This window comes from Rhizobium cerradonense (assembly GCF_030182455.1).
In the GTDB taxonomy this organism is placed as follows: Bacteria; Pseudomonadota; Alphaproteobacteria; order Rhizobiales; family Rhizobiaceae; genus Rhizobium.
On record NZ_JAQJCK010000012.1, the window covers coordinates 101035 to 116306 of the forward strand.

A 15272-nucleotide genomic window follows, 5' to 3' on the forward strand; every position below is an offset into this window, starting at 1 on the left:
AAACATGGGTAGCATTGTCCTTAAGAAGGTTTCTAAGGTCTTCGGCGAAGCCAAGGTCATCCCTTCCATCGACCTCGAAATCAATAACGGCGAGTTCGTCGTGTTCGTCGGCCCCTCCGGTTGCGGCAAGTCTACGCTGCTGCGTCTGATCGCCGGCCTCGAGGATGTCTCAAGCGGCCAGATTATGATCGACGGCAAGGACGGCACCAATCTGGCGCCGGCCCAGCGCGGCCTCGCCATGGTGTTCCAATCCTACGCGCTCTATCCGCACATGAGCGTTCGCAAGAATATCGCCTTTCCGCTCAAGATGGCGAACCTGGCACAGGCGGAGATCGACAAGAAAGTGGCGGATGCGGCACGTGTTCTGAACCTGACGGACTATCTGGAACGCAAGCCGCGCCAGCTCTCAGGTGGCCAGCGCCAGCGCGTCGCCATCGGCCGTGCCATCGTACGTCAGCCCGCAGCCTTTCTGTTCGACGAGCCCTTGTCGAACCTCGATGCGGCATTGCGCGTCAACATGCGCCTCGAAATCAGCGAACTGCACAATCAGCTCAAGACGACAATGATCTACGTGACCCACGATCAGGTGGAGGCCATGACCATGGCCGACAAGATCGTCGTCCTGAACCGCGGCAATGTCGAACAGGTCGGTTCGCCGCTCGAGCTCTATCGTAACCCGCAGAACATCTTCGTTGCCGGCTTCATCGGCTCGCCGAAGATGAACTTCGTCACGGGCGCCTATGCCCAGAACCTCGGCGCCCACACGATCGGCGTCCGTCCGGAACACGTACTGCTGTCGACCACCGAGGGGGACTGGCAGGGCAGGGTGAACGTCGCCGAACATCTCGGCTCCGACACCTTCCTGCATATCGATGCCGATGGCATCGGCACCATCACGGCCCGCGGAACCGGCGATTTCCCGGCACGCGCCGGCGATACCGTTTATCTGACTCCCGACAAATCCCGCATCCACCGGTTCAACGATAGGGGGCAGTCGATCTAAATCGCGCGCCCTCGCCATGTCCGGCCTCACGCGGCATGGCGAATACTATTAGACCTGGGCCACATCAGATGGGCCCAGGCCATCCTAGCCGGATAAGGCATTCCCAATCCATCCGGAGCAGAAGACCTTTCAGAAGGACTTGAGACATGACGTGCAAATTATCGCTCGCAACCCTTCAGGAGGCGGCTGCAACGGCTGCCATCCCGGCCTATGATCCAAAGTCGCTGTCGGCGGGCATCGTTCATTTCGGCGTGGGCAATTTCCATCGCGCCCATCAGGCGGTCTACCTCGACGACCTTTTCAATGTCGGCCAGAACCACGATTGGGCGATCATCGGCGCCGGCGTCCTGCCTTCGGACGCCGCCATGCGCGAGAAGCTCGCGGCTCAGAATTTCCTGACGACGGTGGTCGAACAGGACAATAATCGCACCGCTGCGCGCGTAACCGCGCCGATGATCGACATTCTGCCGGTCGGCGACGCTGCGGTCATCATCGCCAAGCTTGCCGATCCTTCGATCCGCATCGTCTCGATGACGATCACCGAAGGCGGCTATTTCATCGACGCATCCGGCAAGTTCAATCCCGCCCATCCGGCCATCGTTGCCGACGGTCAGAATGCGGATGCGCCGAAGACGGTGTTCGGCCTGATCGTCGCCGGCCTCAAGGCCCGCCGTGCCGCCGGTCTGCAACCCTTTACCGTCATGTCCTGCGACAACATTCCCCACAATGGCGGTGTCACCAAAGCCGCCGTCGTCGGCACGGCGAAGCTTTCGGATCCCGCTTTTGCCGACTGGATCGCCGCCAACGTCGCCTTCCCGAACGGCATGGTCGACCGCATTACGCCCGCAACCGGCGCACGCGAGATCGATCTGCTCAAGGAATTCTTCGATATCGAGGACAACTGGCCGGTCTATTGCGAAGAGTTCAAGCAGTGGGTGCTGGAGGACAATTTTCCGGCAGGCCGTCCGGCGCTGGAAAAGGTCGGCGTTACTTTCGTGCCGGATGTTACGCCCTACGAGCATATGAAAATCCGCATCCTGAACGGCGGCCATGCGGCAATCGCCTATCCGGCGGCGCTGATGGACGTACATTTCGTGCACGAGGCCATGGAAGAGCCCTTGATCCGCGCTTACCTCGCCAAGCTCGAGAACGAAGAGATCATTCCCGTCATCCCGCCGGTGCCGAACACGGTGCTTGCCGATTATTTCAAGCTGATCGAGCGGCGCTTCTCCAATCCGAAGATTGCCGACACCATTCCGCGCTTGGCACAGGACGGTTCGAACCGGCAGCCGAAGTTCATCCTGCCGTCGACGGCCGATCGTTTGCGCCGCAAAGAGGATGTCGTGGGCCTGGCGCTGGTTTCGGCGCTGTGGTGCCGCTATTTCGCCGGCACCACCGACAGCGGCAAGGACATCGTTTTCAACGATGCCAGCGCCGACCGGCTACATGCCGCCGCGCTGAAGGCCAAGGACGACCCGGGCGCCTTCCTCGTCTTCGATGATATTTTCGGCGACGTCGCCAAATCGGATCTTTTCCGCAAGCGCTTTGCCCATGCATTAAAAACGCTGTGGGAAAAGGGGACCCGCGTTACCCTGCAGCTATACCTCGATAACAAACTCGCGGAATAACTGTCTATCGGCCGGGGCGTCCAAGTCCCGGCCGAATTTTTATGGCCAGGCCTGCGTTTGAAGAGGCGCGGCTCAACAGGGTTCGGGTTGGATCTGCGATGACTGGTGCGGAGAAGGGACTCGTAATCTTCGACTGCGATGGTGTGCTCGTCGACAGTGAACCGCTGTCCGTCAGCGTGCTCCTCCAGGCTATGCGTGATGTCGGCGTCGATATGAGCGAGGAGGACATCTACAGCCGCTTTCTCGGCAAGAGCCTCGCCACGCTCGTCGATACGCTGGAGACGGAGTTCGACGTCTTCATCGATCAGGATTTTCTCGATCGTATCCGCAATGACCTTTATGAACGCTTCCGGAACGAACTGAAGCCCATCGGCGGCATTGCCGAGACGCTGGACGCGCTGACCGTTCCGCGTTGCGTCGCCTCTTCCAGCCAGATAGAGCGCATCCGGTTGTCGCTCGGCGTTACCGGCCTGCTGGAGCGGCTGGAGCCGAATATTTTCAGCGCCAGCATGGTCAAGCGCGGCAAGCCGGCACCCGATCTCTTCCTCTATGCCGCCAAGCAGATGCAGGTCGCGCCGCAGGACTGTATCGTCATCGAAGACAGTCCGGCCGGGATCACGGCAGCGAGGGCGGCCGGCATGACGGTGTTCGCTTTCATCGGCGGCTCGCATGCTCATTCGCCGAGTTACCGGGCAGAACTGGAGCGGCTTTCCCCAGAAGTCGTGTTTGACGCAATGTCGGATTTGATACACCTTGTCCGCAATAAGCCATAAATGGACGGGGCCCATACTGAATGCGTGATCATGTGGTTGCGGTCGATATCGGCACTGGCAGCGCGCGCGCCGGCGTGTTCACATCCCGCGGTGCTCTGCTGGGTAAGGGCGAACATCCGATCATCATGAACCGCCCGCGTGAAAATCACGCCGAGCACGATTCTGAAAACATCTGGGCCGCTGTCTGCACAGCGGTGCGCGCCGCCGTTGCGGCCTCCGGCGTCGATATCTCCGTCATCGGCGCCATCGGCTTCGATGCCACCTGTTCGCTGGTGGTGCGCGACGCGGATGGCCAGCCGCTCACGATCTCGACCGGGGGCGAGGACCGGTTCGACACCATCGTCTGGCTCGATCACCGGGCGCTTGCCGAAGCGGATTTCTGCACGGCGACCAAGCATCAGGTTCTCGAACATACCGGTCACTTCATGTCGCCGGAAATGGAGATGCCGAAGCTGATGTGGCTGAAGCAAAATCTGCCGCAGAGCTGGGCAAGGGCCGGGTATTTCTTCGACCTCGCCGATTTCATGACCTGGAAGGCCACTGGTTCGCTTGCGCGCTCGCGCTGCACGCTGACGGCGAAATGGAATTATCTCGCGCACCGCGAACCCGGCTGGCAGACGGATTTCCTCAATGTGATCGGTCTTGGCGATCTGCGCGAACGCGGCAACCTGCCGGAAGAGACAACTCCGGTTGGGGAAAGCGTCGGCACGCTGACAGCGCAAGCGGCGGAGGCTTTGGGGCTCGACCGAGAATGTCATGTCGGCGCCGGCATGATCGATGCCTATGCGGGCGCGCTCGGCACGCTCGGCGGCCATGCCGGCGACCTCAACGCGCTGGAACACCAATTGGCGCTGATTGCCGGAACGTCGAGTTGCATCGTCTCTTTCTCGCGCGAACGCAAGCGCAGCACCGGCATGTGGGGCCCCTATTACGAAGCCGTGTTTCCGGACACCTGGCTGGTCGAAGCCGGGCAATCGGCGACCGGTGCGCTGCTCGATCATATCGTCGGCATGCATGCGGCCGGCGGCGAACCGACGGCGGCGCTGCACGACCGTATCGTGAGGCGCATCGCGGAGCTTCGCGCCGTCGAGGGCGATGCCTTTGGCGAGCGCATCCATGTGCTTCCGGATTTTCACGGCAACCGCTCGCCGCTTGCCGATCCGCATGCGGTCGGCGTCGTCAGCGGCCTGACGCTGGATGCATCCTTCGACGGCCTCTGCCGCCTCTATTGGCGCACCTGCGTCGGCGTCGCGCTCGGTCTCCGCCATATCCTCGAGAAAATGCATGACTACGGGTACGTGCCGGATACGCTGCATGTCGCCGGCGGCCACGTGAAGAATGCGGTTCTGATGGAACTTTATTCCGACATCACCGGCTGCAAGGTGGTCGTGCCGAAGATGAACGAGGCGGTGCTCTTGGGAACGGCGATCGCCGCTTCCGTCTCCTGCGGTCTTTACGACAGCCTCGCAACGGCCGGCGCGGCCATGTATCCCGGCGGTCACGAGCGCATGCCGGACAAGGGCAAGAAGACGCTTTATGATCGCGATTATCGGCGCTTTCTCGCGATGTATCGCCATCGCGCCGAGCTGGAGTCCATGGAATAAAAAACGCCGGAAGGACTTTCTGGCGTCCAAGCCATCGCTTGTCGACCATTATCGAAGGGGCGCGTGGGCAAACATGCCTTCCAGCTCTTCGATCCTGTGGATGCGGCTCTCCGCCTCTTCGCCGGCCGCATGAATGACGGCAACGGCCAGGAATTCCAACAGCGCCATCATTGCCGACAGGTTTTCGTGGTTGCCGGCGCGCAGCGGCGGCAGTGACAGCGTCATATTGGCGAATTCATGCGCCCATTCGGTATATTGGCTGGTGATCAGCAGCACCTTGTAGCCAGAGCGGCGGGCGGAGCGCGCAAGCAACCGCGAGGCGACGAAGCGAGGCGAATCGACGATCACCACCAATGCGTCGTTCGACTGATGGCCGAGCAGCTCGATATAGCTGCCATTGGAGCCGTCGAGGAACTGCACATGATCGCGTGCGAATGCGAGACGGTCGCAGAGATGGCGCCCGAGACTTGCGAGACTAAGATGCGCGGTGACGAAAACCTCGCTGGACGACAGGATCGTCGCGACCGCATCCAGCCAGTGCGGCTGGCTGGTGAGATTGTAGATATGCTGCAGCATCTCGACCTGCTCGGCGATCTGGCCGGCAATCGGGCGTCCCTCGTTGGCGTCCTTCTGCAACTGTTCCAGAACGTTCGGCAGTTGCAGCGTCACCGGGGTCACATTTTCCCGCAGGTGCACCTTGATGCCATCCAGGCCCTGATAGCCGAGCGACCGCAGAAAACGCCCGACAGTCATCGGGCTCAATTCCAGCCTGTCGGCGACGGAAGAGGCGGTTTCAAAGGGCAACTCGTTCAAGTGTTCGGAGAAATACTTGGCGATTCGACGCTCGGCGGGAGTGCCTGTTTTGATATATTGTCTAAGCTTCTGGCCAAGGTCTTCCAAATGTTGCGCCTCGCTGACGGTCTATCCTAAGCGTGATCGCGCCGAATGCGGAAACAATCGGAGTGCTTGCAGATTTTGGATGACCGCTAATCATGTTAGGTTGTTGTTTTTCATATGAAACCCACAATATATTAGTGCGTACTTGATTACAACAATTCAAATGGGTGAGGGTTATTACGCGGCCGGCGGGAATATATTGATATATCTGCAATTACTACTTACATATCCGGCCACGACTAAGGGGATATCGGACGAATGATCATCCATGCCGCGCGTCTTTCCGTCGCCAATCTCTTTGCAGCCGAGACGCGCAAGGTTTTTTGGAAAGTCCTCGGGCTCACATTGCTGGCGCTTATCGCTCTCTGGTTTGCGCTGCGCAGCAGCTTCATCGCCTTCGTATTGCCGTGGTTACAGAGCGTTATGCCGCCCGTACCGGATTGGACAAGCTGGCTTACCTTTCTTCTCGCTGTTCTGGCGGGCCTTGTTTTGGCGCTGGGCTTGGCGTTGCTGATCTCACCGGTTACGGCGCTGATCGCAGGGCTCTTTCTCGACGATGTCGCTGAGGTCGTGGAGAAGAGGGACTATCCGGCCGATGTGCCGGGAAAAGCGCTCCCATTTGTGCCGGCGATGAAGAGTTCGCTGAAATTCCTCGGCATCGTTGTCGTGGGCAACATCATCGCGCTGCTTCTGCTCTTCATTCCCGGCGTCAATCTTTTCGCTTTCTTCCTGGTCAACGGCTATCTGCTTGGCCGGGAGTTCTTCGAATTTGCCGCCATGCGCTTCCGGTCGCCGGAAGAGGCACGGCGGTTTCGCAGCAAATATGCCTTCACCGTTTTCCTTGCCGGTCTGGTGATCGCCGCCTTCCTCGCCATTCCCCTGGTCAACCTTTTGACGCCGCTGTTTGCCGCGGGGATGATGGTGCACTTGCACAAGCTTCTTTCTCGGAAGGAAGCGGCTCGTCGCGGCTGAAAATTGCAGATATAGGACGATTGCAGCTCTAATCGGCGGCGCCGACCAATTGCGGCGGTAGCTCTACCAATGGCGCGGGGATATCCCAGGTCTTTTCCGGCGAGCGACAGAGATCGGCGATGACGCAGCGTTCGCATTCCGGCTTGCGCGCCTTGCAGACATAGCGCCCGTGCAGGATCAGCCAGTGATGCGCGTGGTAGAGGTATTTGTCAGGGATTACCTTCATCAGCCGCTGTTCGACCTCGTCCGGCGTCTTGCCAGGCGCAAGCCGCAGGCGATTGGCGATGCGAAAAATATGGGTGTCGACAGCGAGCGTTGCCTGGCCGAAGGCCATGGAGAGCACGACATTGGCGGTCTTGCGGCCGACGCCGGGCAGCGTCATCAGTTCCTCGCGCGTCTGCGGCACCTCGCCGTCGAAATCCCGGATCAATTTCTCCGACAATGCCACGACGTTCTTCGCCTTGTTGCGGTAGAGGCCGATCGTCTTGATGTAGTCGCGGATGCGATCTTCACCGAGATCGAGCATCTTCTGTGGCGTATCGGCGACGGCAAAGAGAGCGCGGGTCGCCTTGTTGACGCCGACATCGGTTGCCTGCGCCGACAGCGCCACGGCAACCACCAGCGTGAAGGGATTGACATGCTCTAGCTCCCCCTTCGGCTCAGGCCGCTGGATGGAGAAACGACGAAAGATCTCGTCCAGATCCGCCTTGGAATAGGGGCTTTTAAAAGCCGGCTTGCGGCTTGCGGCCGCATTTGACTTTTTCACGGTTTGCGCGCTGGATTTGGTCTTGGGGTTTGCCATGAACGACCTATACTCAAGTCCTATGACCGAACGCAACGCCGATACTGACATCGATAGCAACAAGCCGGTCTTCGCCGCCGAACTGTTTCCTCATCGCTCCCTGGGGCGACGGGGATTCAAGGTGATGCTGACGCTGGCGGGAGCGTTCTGCCTGATCTATGGCATCTTGTTCGTCATCCGTGGCGCATGGCCTATCGGCGTCTTCTTCGGGGCGGATTTCACCCTGCTCTATGGCGCCTTCTGGCTGAATTACCGCTCTGGCAGGGTGCGGGAGGAGGTGACCGTGTCGCGCACCGACGTTTCGATCCGCAAATTCTCGCCCTCGGGCCGCATGGTCGAACACCGTTTCAATCCGTTCTGGACACGTTTCCTTGTTCGCCGGCACAGTGAAATCGGTGTTGTCTCGATGCAAGTCCGCGATCGAAGCCATCACACCGATGTCGGCTCTTTTCTCAATCCGGAGGACCGGGAGAGCTTTGCGAAGGCTTTCAAACGCGCCCTCGCAACGGTGACGCAGCGGATATAGGCATCCAGGCAAGAAACGGGTGGTTTTACCCTTCTCTTCGTGGTGTTCTCCTTTTTAAGGAGAAAGATTATGAATGCTATCGCACAGTTGAAGACAGACATCACGCCGGAAGGGCCGGACTACGACACCGTCCGCCGGGTGATCGAGCTCATCACCGAGGACTATCGCGATCAGCCGTCATTGGAAACGATCGCCGAACGACTCGGACAATCGCCCACGCAATTGCAGAAGACCTTCACCCGTTGGGCCGGACTGTCGCCCAAGGCTTTCCTGCAGGCCGTGACGCTCGACCATGCCAAGCGGCTGCTGCGCGAGGAAGACCTGCCTTTGCTGGAAACCTCGTTCGAAGTGGGGCTTTCCGGACCAAGCCGGCTGCACGATCTCTTCGTCACGCATGAGGCGATGTCACCCGGCGAATGGAAGGCGAAGGGCGGCGGGCTTATCATCCGCTACGGGTTCCATATCTCGCCCTTCGGCTTGGCGCTGATCATGGTCACAGACCGCGGTCTTGCCGGCCTTGCCTTTAGCGATTCCGGCGACGAGAAGGCTTGCCTGGAGGATATGACCTGCCGTTGGCCGAATGCGCAATATGCCGAGGACCTGCAGGCGACCATGCCTTATGCGGCGCGGATTTTCGAGCCATCGAAATGGTCGAGCGAACAGCCGCTGCGCGTCGTGCTGATCGGCACGGATTTCCAGGTGCGGGTCTGGGAAAGCCTGTTGAAGATCCCGATGGGCCGGGCAGTTACCTATTCCGATATCGCCAAAGACATCGGCCAGCCGACGGCGATGCGCGCGGTCGGCGCCGCCGTCGGCCGCAACCCCGTTTCTTTCGTCGTTCCCTGTCACCGCGCGCTCGGCAAGAACGGCGATCTCACCGGCTATCATTGGGGCCTGACGCGCAAGCGGGCTATGTTGGGCTGGGAAGCGGGGAAGGCTTGAGGGGCTCTGCCTTCTCCCGCCGGGGTGAGGGCAGGAGTCAAGCTGCCTTTGCCATCGCCATCTGCAACAGTTCCTTTGCGGCGCCTTCGTCCGTAATCAGGGTATTGCACCCGATGCGCTTGATAGTGGCGCGGATTGCAAGGGCGCGGTGCGCGCCGCCGGAAGACAGGACGATGTGCTTGGCCTTCTTTAGGGTGTCGAGATCGACCGACATGACGCGCTTGTTGATCGGATGATCGACGGAATTGCCCTCGGCATCGAGGAAATTGAACATGGTATCGCAGACGCAGCCCGCCTCGATCAACTGATCCAGCACCTGCTTCGAGATGAAGCCTTCCGACAGCGAGGTGGAACGGGGGCCGATATCGCCGCAACTGACGATGGCGAGATCGAGGCTTTCGGCCAGGCGGTAGATCGCCTCCAGACCGCATTTTTCAATCAGATTGCGCTTGGTCTCAATGGAATCGACCAAAAGCGGTGCCAGGAACATGTAGCATTCCGCGCCGAGTTGGCTCGCCAAACGCCAGGTATAGTCGATGGGATTGGTCTGCTGGACAGCGACGATGCCGCCGAGCAGCGAAACCACTTTGCAATTGTCGCGGCGTGGCGGGCGAAAGCTTGCGAGCGAAGCCGTCATCGTCCGGCCCCAGCCGACGCCGATCGTATAATTGTCGGGAATCGCCTCGGTCAGGAACTGGCCGAGCGCCAGGCCAACGCTTTTTGCCTGCGCGTCGACGTCTCCGCCTGCGGGCGAAGGAACGACGATCGCCTCGTCCAGCCCATAGGCACGTTCCAGCTTGATCGCGAGTTCGACGCAATCGTCGATGCCTTCATTGATCCAGATCTGCACTTCGCTGCGACGCATCGCCTCGTCCAGCAGACGGATCACAGTGGTGCGGCTGATGCCGAGCTGCTCGGCAACATCCTTCTGCGTCAGGCCCTGATTGTAATAGAGCCAGGCAGCGCGCAGCCTCAGAGACGCCGTCTCGGAATAGGCGGTGTGTGTCCCACGTCTGAGTTTGGCCACAGGTCCTCCGGCAAGATTTCTGCACGCCCTTTTTGTTTTAATGATCGCAAACGACAAAGGTTGCGGCGATCGTGCATGACGGGGCGAGCAAGATCAGCTTCTATTGCCGATATTCTATGGCTTGAAACTTATGTCAATTGAAATGCACAAATGTCCTTGACTTTTCGCTGCGAGATTGATGATAGTCGCCGTGAGGAAGTCGGTCTTTGTCCAGTCGAGGAGGGCAATGTGCGAGTGCTGCGCCGTGGATGCGTCTGGCCAAGCAGGGAGCCATATAGGGCGCTCGGTTTTGGCGGAAAGCCTGTCTTCGGCAATTGCTTCTTCGCGGCTTTGACCGTTCACCGGAAATGGAACTTTCGCGCTTTTTCTCCCGTTACCGAGGCATAGGAGAAGGAACGGCGCAATCCGCTTGCAGTCTTCGTGTCGTCCATCGAACCGGACGGAATTCGCCGGTCAATATCTCTCAATTCAATGGGCCAATTCAACAAGGATACGTATCATGACATCCAAGCTTGACCAACTTCGCGCTATGACGACGGTCGTGGCCGATACCGGCGATATCGAGGCGGTTGCCCGCCTGAAGCCGGTTGACTGCACGACCAATCCGACCATCGTCCTGAAGGCGCTCGGCACGCCGATGTTTGCCGACGCGATCAAGGAAGCCGTCGCCTGGGGCAAGAAGCAGGGTGGTACGCCGGACGCCGTTGCTGCTGCCGTCGCCGACCGCCTGGCAATCTCCGTTGGCGCCGCTCTCTCCGGCCTCGTTCCCGGCCGCGTCTCGACGGAAGTCGACGCCGATCTCTCCTTCAACACCGAAGGTTCGATCGCCAAGGCCCGCTCCATCATCGCTGCCTACAAGGAACGCGGCATCGGCCATGACCGCATCCTGATCAAACTCGCATCCACCTGGGAAGGCATCCGCGCCGCCGAAGTCCTGCAGAAGGAAGGCATCGACTGCAACCTGACGCTGCTCTTCAGCAAGGCCCAGGCCGTTGCCTGCGCCGACGCCAAGGTTTTCCTGATCTCGCCCTTCGTCGGCCGCATCCTCGACTGGTACAAGAAGTCGACCGGCAAGGAGTTCACGCCAGAAGAAGATCCGGGCGTTATTTCTGTTCGCGAGATCTACAATTACTACAAGGCCAATGACATCAAGACGATCGTCATGGGCGCCTCCTTCCGCAGCGCCGGCGAAATCGAAGCGCTGGCCGGCTGCGATCGCCTGACGATCAGCCCCAACCTGCTTGACGAACTCGCCAAGGATGAAGGCAAGCTGGAGCGCAAGCTCTCGCCGGAAAACAAGACTTCCGTCTCCAAGATCGCCGTCGATGAACGGACCTTCCGCTGGATGATGAACGAAGATGCGATGGCAACCGAAAAGCTCGCCGAAGGCATTCGCGCCTTCGCCAAGGATCTGGTCGCCCTTCGCACCATGGTCGGCAAGGAACTGCAGCTCGCCGCTGCCTAATGCGAGGTTGCTTCTCTTTTTGAATAGGGCCGTTGTTTAAGAGGGTGCCGCAGAGATGCGGCGCCCTTTTTTTGTTTCGGATGATAGGGCGGAAAAGCCTACCCAATAAATTCCGCCCTGATCTTCTCCGATTGACCACCGATCGTCGGCGCCGCCAAGCTGTTCTTGCTCCTGACACCGTCGACGCGAATCGGGTTTGCCGTTGTGCGAACGGAGGTGCCGTCGTCGCGGGTGACCGTCTGCAGCATGTCGAGCTGGCGGAAGGCAGCGCTTTGCAGCAGTTTCGGCCAGTCCAGCACCTCCGCGGCCCAGATATCGGCGGGCTCCAGGATGGCGAGCCATTCCCTCACCGTCTTCTCGTGCAGGCGGGCAGCGATCAGGCTCTTGATCTCGTCGCGGCGGGAGAAGGCCTCGTCCGGCGTATAATCGGCAAGCGCCGGAAGCTCGAAGAGCGGCGCCAGATTCGCGAGCGGCATCATGGCCAGCGCCAACCAGCCATCGGCGCAATGATAGACGCCGTAGGGTGCCGCGAGATAGGCGTGGGCATTGCGCACGGAGGATTTCTTCGGCAGGCGGCCGCCGTCGTTCAGATGGGTGGTCAGTACCTCGAACTGGAAATCGATCATCGCTTCCAGCAGGCTGGTTTCGACATGGACGCCCTGACCGGTGACGCCGCGCCGCACGAGGCCGGCGAGAATGCCCTGGACGATGAGATTGCCGGCCAGCATGTCGGCGACCGCGAGGCCGAAGGGCACCGGACCGTCATCGGCTTCACCGTTCAGCCACATGGCGCCGGAGCGGGCCTGGGCAAGCAGGTCTTGACCGGGGAAATGCCGCCATTCGTTATCGGGCCCGTAGCCGGTGATGCTGCCATAGACGATGCGGGGATTGATCTTCGCGACCGTGACGTAGTCGAGACCCAGGCGGTCGATGACCCCGGGGCGGAAATTCTGGATGATGACGTCGGCCTTTGCGATCAGCACGCGCAGGTCCTGCAGGTCACCTTCGTCCTTCATATTGATGGCAACGCTTTCCTTGCCGCGATTGATCGCGTGGAAGAGCGTCGAGTCGCCGCCAATCTCGGTGTCGCTGAGATAAAGCCGGCGGCAGAGATCGCCTCCATCGGGACGCTCGATCTTGATCACACGCGCGCCGAGATCGCCAAGCCGCAGCGCGGCCATCGGTCCGGCCAGAAATTGGCTCATATCGAGCACCGTGATGCCGTCGAGCAGGCCGCCATTATTGCCTTCGATCATCTCAGCCCTTCAACTCCGGAGCGTCAGCGGGCCGGCCGTCCTTGTAGCGCACCGTCTGGATATGCTCGCAATAGAGCACCAGCTCGCCTTCGCCCTTGAAGACTTCGTAAGAAGAACGGATCAGGCCGAGATCCTTGTATTTCGGCTGCTTATCGAGATTGGTGCGGATGGTGTAGATCGTGTCGCCGATGAAAGTTGGCTTGATGAAGCGCAGCTTGTCGTAGCCATAGGAAAAGGCGTTGATGCAATTGGTAGCGACGAGGCCGAGGCCGGCGGAGAAGACGAAGGCGCCGGCGACGAGGCGCTTGCCGAACAGACCTTCCGTCTCCGCAAAGATCTGGTCGCTGACATAGGGATGCATATCGAGCACGAGGGCGTTAAACTGCTGGGATTCGCCTTCGGAGATCGTCCGCCGCAGCGAGCGGATCTTGTGGCCGATCTCGAAGTCTTCATAGAACCAGTTTTCCGAGTTCCAGACGGGAATATCGGCATGATCCGCCGGCATGGTCTTGGGGTGGGTGCTGGAGATGCCGACGGTGGCGATCATGGCGTTGGCTTTCGGTGGAAACGCGCCGGTCTCAGAGAGACCAGAGGCGCTTGGCGTTAAGATGATAGAGCCGATTGCGTTCGTCGGCGCTTACGCCTTGCATCGAGGCATGGGTGGCGGCGACCCAGGTGGAGAGATTGCCAGCGAGCGTGCAGACCGGCCAATCGCTGCCCCAGATGACGCGATCCCAGCCGAAGCTTGTGATGCAGTGTTCGACGAAGGGACGCAGTGTTTCCGGCGACCAGTTATCGGGATCGGCATAGGCAACGACACCGGAGATCTTCACGGTGACATTCGGCCGTTTGGCAACCTCACTGATCCCAGACGACCAGCTTTCGCTCAATCCATCCTTTACTGCCGGCACGCCGCAATGATCGAGCACGAAGCGGATGTTGGGATTGAGGTCGATTAGCGCGATCGCCTGGGAAATCTGATGCGGGAGGACGCATAGATCGAAGGTGAGCCGTGTATTGTTGAGCCGCCTCAAATTTTCGCGGAAAAGTGCGCCTTCGGAAACGTCGTCGGGTACGACATGCAGCACCCGGCGGAAGCCTTTTACGAAGGGGTCGGCGAGCACGCGTTCGAGATAGGTGGGAAAGCCGGCATCTTCCGGACGGCAGGCGGCGATCGCGCCGCGCAGCAGGCTGCCGGGCTCATGGCTCAGACCTTTGACATAGTCGGTCTCGCGTTCGATATCCTCTTCGGCGACATCAACTTCCATGTGAAGCGTGTCGGTGATGCCGAGGCGCTTGGCTTCGCGCGCATAGTCCTCATAGAGGCTGTCGCGATTGAGCGCACCGGCGCCAGCCAGCCAGGGATAGGCGAGCTTTTTTCGGTCGACGATATGCAAGTGGCTGTCGAAAAGCATGGTGTTCCTCCCATACCTGCTTGCTCAACATATACTCACATAAGAATAGTTTATTCAAATAAAAATTATAATTCGGCCTTGTCGACCGTTCCGGCGACGGTTTCGGAGATATCCTTGGCCGCTTCCCGCACATATGCGACGACCTGTTCGCGTGTCGGTGCCTTCTGGTTCACGGGCTCGATATAGGGGCAGGTCAGCGCTGCCAGCGCATTGCCGTCCATCGCCAGGATGGGCGCGGAAATATTGTGAACGCCACTCGTCTGCAGGCTGTTCATAGTTTCGAAGCCCTTCTCGCGGATTGCCGAGAGCTTTTCCTCAAGATCGGCTGGCGGCTCCTCCGCGTCCTGTTCCTGGCGCCTCTGCTCATTGATCATCATCTGGCGCTGTTTTTCATCCTTGAATGCCAGAAGAATGTGGCCGGAGCCGGTATTATACAAATTGATCTGAGCGCCGACGCGGATCGAGATGCCCCAATAGGTCGGCGAATCCTGCTGGGCGATCACGACGACCGAGCCGCGGTCGAAAATCGCCAGATGGCAGGCTTGCTCGGCGCGGTTGGAGAATTCGCGCATCAGCGGCGTGGCGAAGGAAACAAGCCGGCGCACCGGCGCGTGGTAGTGCGCCAGGCCGAAGAGCTTGAGGGTCAGATAGAAGCGATCGCCGTCCTGACGCTGTACATAGCCACGCCGGACCAAGCGATCGAGCATACGGTAGAATTCGTTCGGGCTTTTGCCGAGCGCCTTGGCGATTTCGGCCTGCGTCAGGCCGCCGTCGATCCGCGCCAGCAGCTCCAGAATATCGAGGCCTTTGTCCAGCGCCGGCGCGCGGTATCGATCGCTATCGTCTTCTACACTCATAGGGCCTCATCAGAGAAATATGATTCACCATTCATATATGAATGAAAGCGATTTGCAAGCGCCTGTGATCCCGCTTGACGGTCAGTGAATAAGGTGTTTACATAT

General features: G+C 59.8%; 15 protein-coding genes. 8 read left to right on the forward strand and 7 right to left on the reverse strand.

Features of this window, described 5'->3' with window-relative positions; genetic code table 11:
• The first annotated feature begins 4 nt into the window (after window positions 1-4).
• The 4 genes from PH547_RS23670 (at window position 5) to PH547_RS23685 (ending at window position 5008) form a co-directional block, all read left to right on the forward strand.
• Window positions 5-1003: an ABC transporter ATP-binding protein gene (locus tag PH547_RS23670; protein ID WP_104824372.1), complete on the forward strand. Its 999-nt coding sequence runs from the start codon at window positions 5-7 to the stop codon at window positions 1001-1003.
• A 146-nt stretch (window positions 1004-1149) separates the two neighbouring features.
• Window positions 1150-2631 carry a mannitol dehydrogenase family protein gene (locus PH547_RS23675; RefSeq protein ID WP_104824371.1) on the forward strand — a complete coding sequence of 494 codons (1482 nt, stop codon included), beginning with the start codon at window positions 1150-1152 and terminating at the stop codon, window positions 2629-2631.
• A 98-nt stretch (window positions 2632-2729) separates the two neighbouring features.
• Window positions 2730-3404, forward strand: coding sequence for an HAD family hydrolase (locus tag PH547_RS23680; protein ID WP_104824370.1), 675 nt, complete (start codon window positions 2730-2732; stop codon window positions 3402-3404).
• 20 nt (window positions 3405-3424) lie between these two features.
• Entirely contained in the window at window positions 3425-5008 is a 1584-nt protein-coding gene (locus PH547_RS23685) for an FGGY-family carbohydrate kinase (RefSeq protein ID WP_104824369.1), read from the forward strand.
• A gap of 48 nt (window positions 5009-5056) precedes the next feature.
• Here the strand turns inward: PH547_RS23685 and PH547_RS23690 are convergent, their stop codons facing one another.
• Window positions 5057-5908 carry a MurR/RpiR family transcriptional regulator gene (locus PH547_RS23690; RefSeq protein ID WP_104824368.1) on the reverse strand — a complete coding sequence of 284 codons (852 nt, stop codon included), beginning with the start codon at window positions 5906-5908 and terminating at the stop codon, window positions 5057-5059.
• A 255-nt stretch (window positions 5909-6163) separates the two neighbouring features.
• On the opposite strand from PH547_RS23690, the gene PH547_RS23695 reads away from it, so the two are divergent.
• Entirely contained in the window at window positions 6164-6877 is a 714-nt protein-coding gene (locus PH547_RS23695) for a sulfate transporter family protein (RefSeq protein WP_285169590.1), read from the forward strand.
• Window positions 6878-6905: 28 nt separating this feature from the next.
• On the opposite strand, the gene nth is transcribed toward PH547_RS23695, so the two are convergent.
• Window positions 6906-7703, reverse strand: a complete 798-nt coding sequence (gene nth / locus PH547_RS23700; protein WP_285169610.1) for an endonuclease III — start codon at window positions 7701-7703, stop codon at window positions 6906-6908.
• Between nth and PH547_RS23705 the strand changes: the two genes are divergently transcribed.
• Together PH547_RS23705 and PH547_RS23710 are read left to right on the forward strand one after the other, a co-directional pair.
• Window positions 7702-8205, forward strand: coding sequence for a DUF2244 domain-containing protein (locus tag PH547_RS23705; RefSeq protein ID WP_285169591.1), 504 nt, complete (start codon window positions 7702-7704; stop codon window positions 8203-8205). The genes nth and PH547_RS23705 overlap by 2 nt on opposite strands.
• A gap of 69 nt (window positions 8206-8274) precedes the next feature.
• Entirely contained in the window at window positions 8275-9147 is an 873-nt protein-coding gene (locus PH547_RS23710; protein ID WP_104824365.1) for a methylated-DNA--[protein]-cysteine S-methyltransferase, read from the forward strand.
• A 37-nt stretch (window positions 9148-9184) separates the two neighbouring features.
• On the opposite strand, the gene PH547_RS23715 is transcribed toward PH547_RS23710, so the two are convergent.
• Window positions 9185-10174, reverse strand: a complete 990-nt coding sequence (locus PH547_RS23715; RefSeq protein ID WP_104824364.1) for a sugar-binding transcriptional regulator — start codon at window positions 10172-10174, stop codon at window positions 9185-9187.
• Window positions 10175-10673: 499 nt separating this feature from the next.
• On the opposite strand from PH547_RS23715, the gene tal reads away from it, so the two are divergent.
• On the forward strand, window positions 10674-11639 hold the full coding sequence (gene tal / locus PH547_RS23720) for a transaldolase (protein ID WP_104824362.1): 966 nt from the start codon (window positions 10674-10676) through the stop codon (window positions 11637-11639).
• A 98-nt stretch (window positions 11640-11737) separates the two neighbouring features.
• On the opposite strand, the gene PH547_RS23725 is transcribed toward tal, so the two are convergent.
• From PH547_RS23725 to PH547_RS23740, 4 genes are all read right to left on the reverse strand, one after another.
• On the reverse strand, window positions 11738-12895 hold the full coding sequence (locus tag PH547_RS23725) for a CaiB/BaiF CoA transferase family protein (RefSeq protein WP_285169592.1): 1158 nt from the start codon (window positions 12893-12895) through the stop codon (window positions 11738-11740).
• A gap of 1 nt (window position 12896) precedes the next feature.
• A complete protein-coding gene (locus PH547_RS23730) occupies window positions 12897-13442 on the reverse strand; it encodes a MaoC family dehydratase (RefSeq protein WP_283047489.1) in 546 nt (181 codons plus the stop codon).
• A 31-nt stretch (window positions 13443-13473) separates the two neighbouring features.
• Window positions 13474-14310 (reverse strand): amidohydrolase family protein, encoded by an 837-nt coding sequence (locus PH547_RS23735; protein WP_285169593.1) that lies wholly within the window; start codon window positions 14308-14310, stop codon window positions 13474-13476.
• Window positions 14311-14375: 65 nt separating this feature from the next.
• Window positions 14376-15167, reverse strand: a complete 792-nt coding sequence (locus PH547_RS23740) for an IclR family transcriptional regulator (RefSeq protein WP_283047485.1) — start codon at window positions 15165-15167, stop codon at window positions 14376-14378.
• Window positions 15168-15272: the final 105 nt, after the last annotated feature.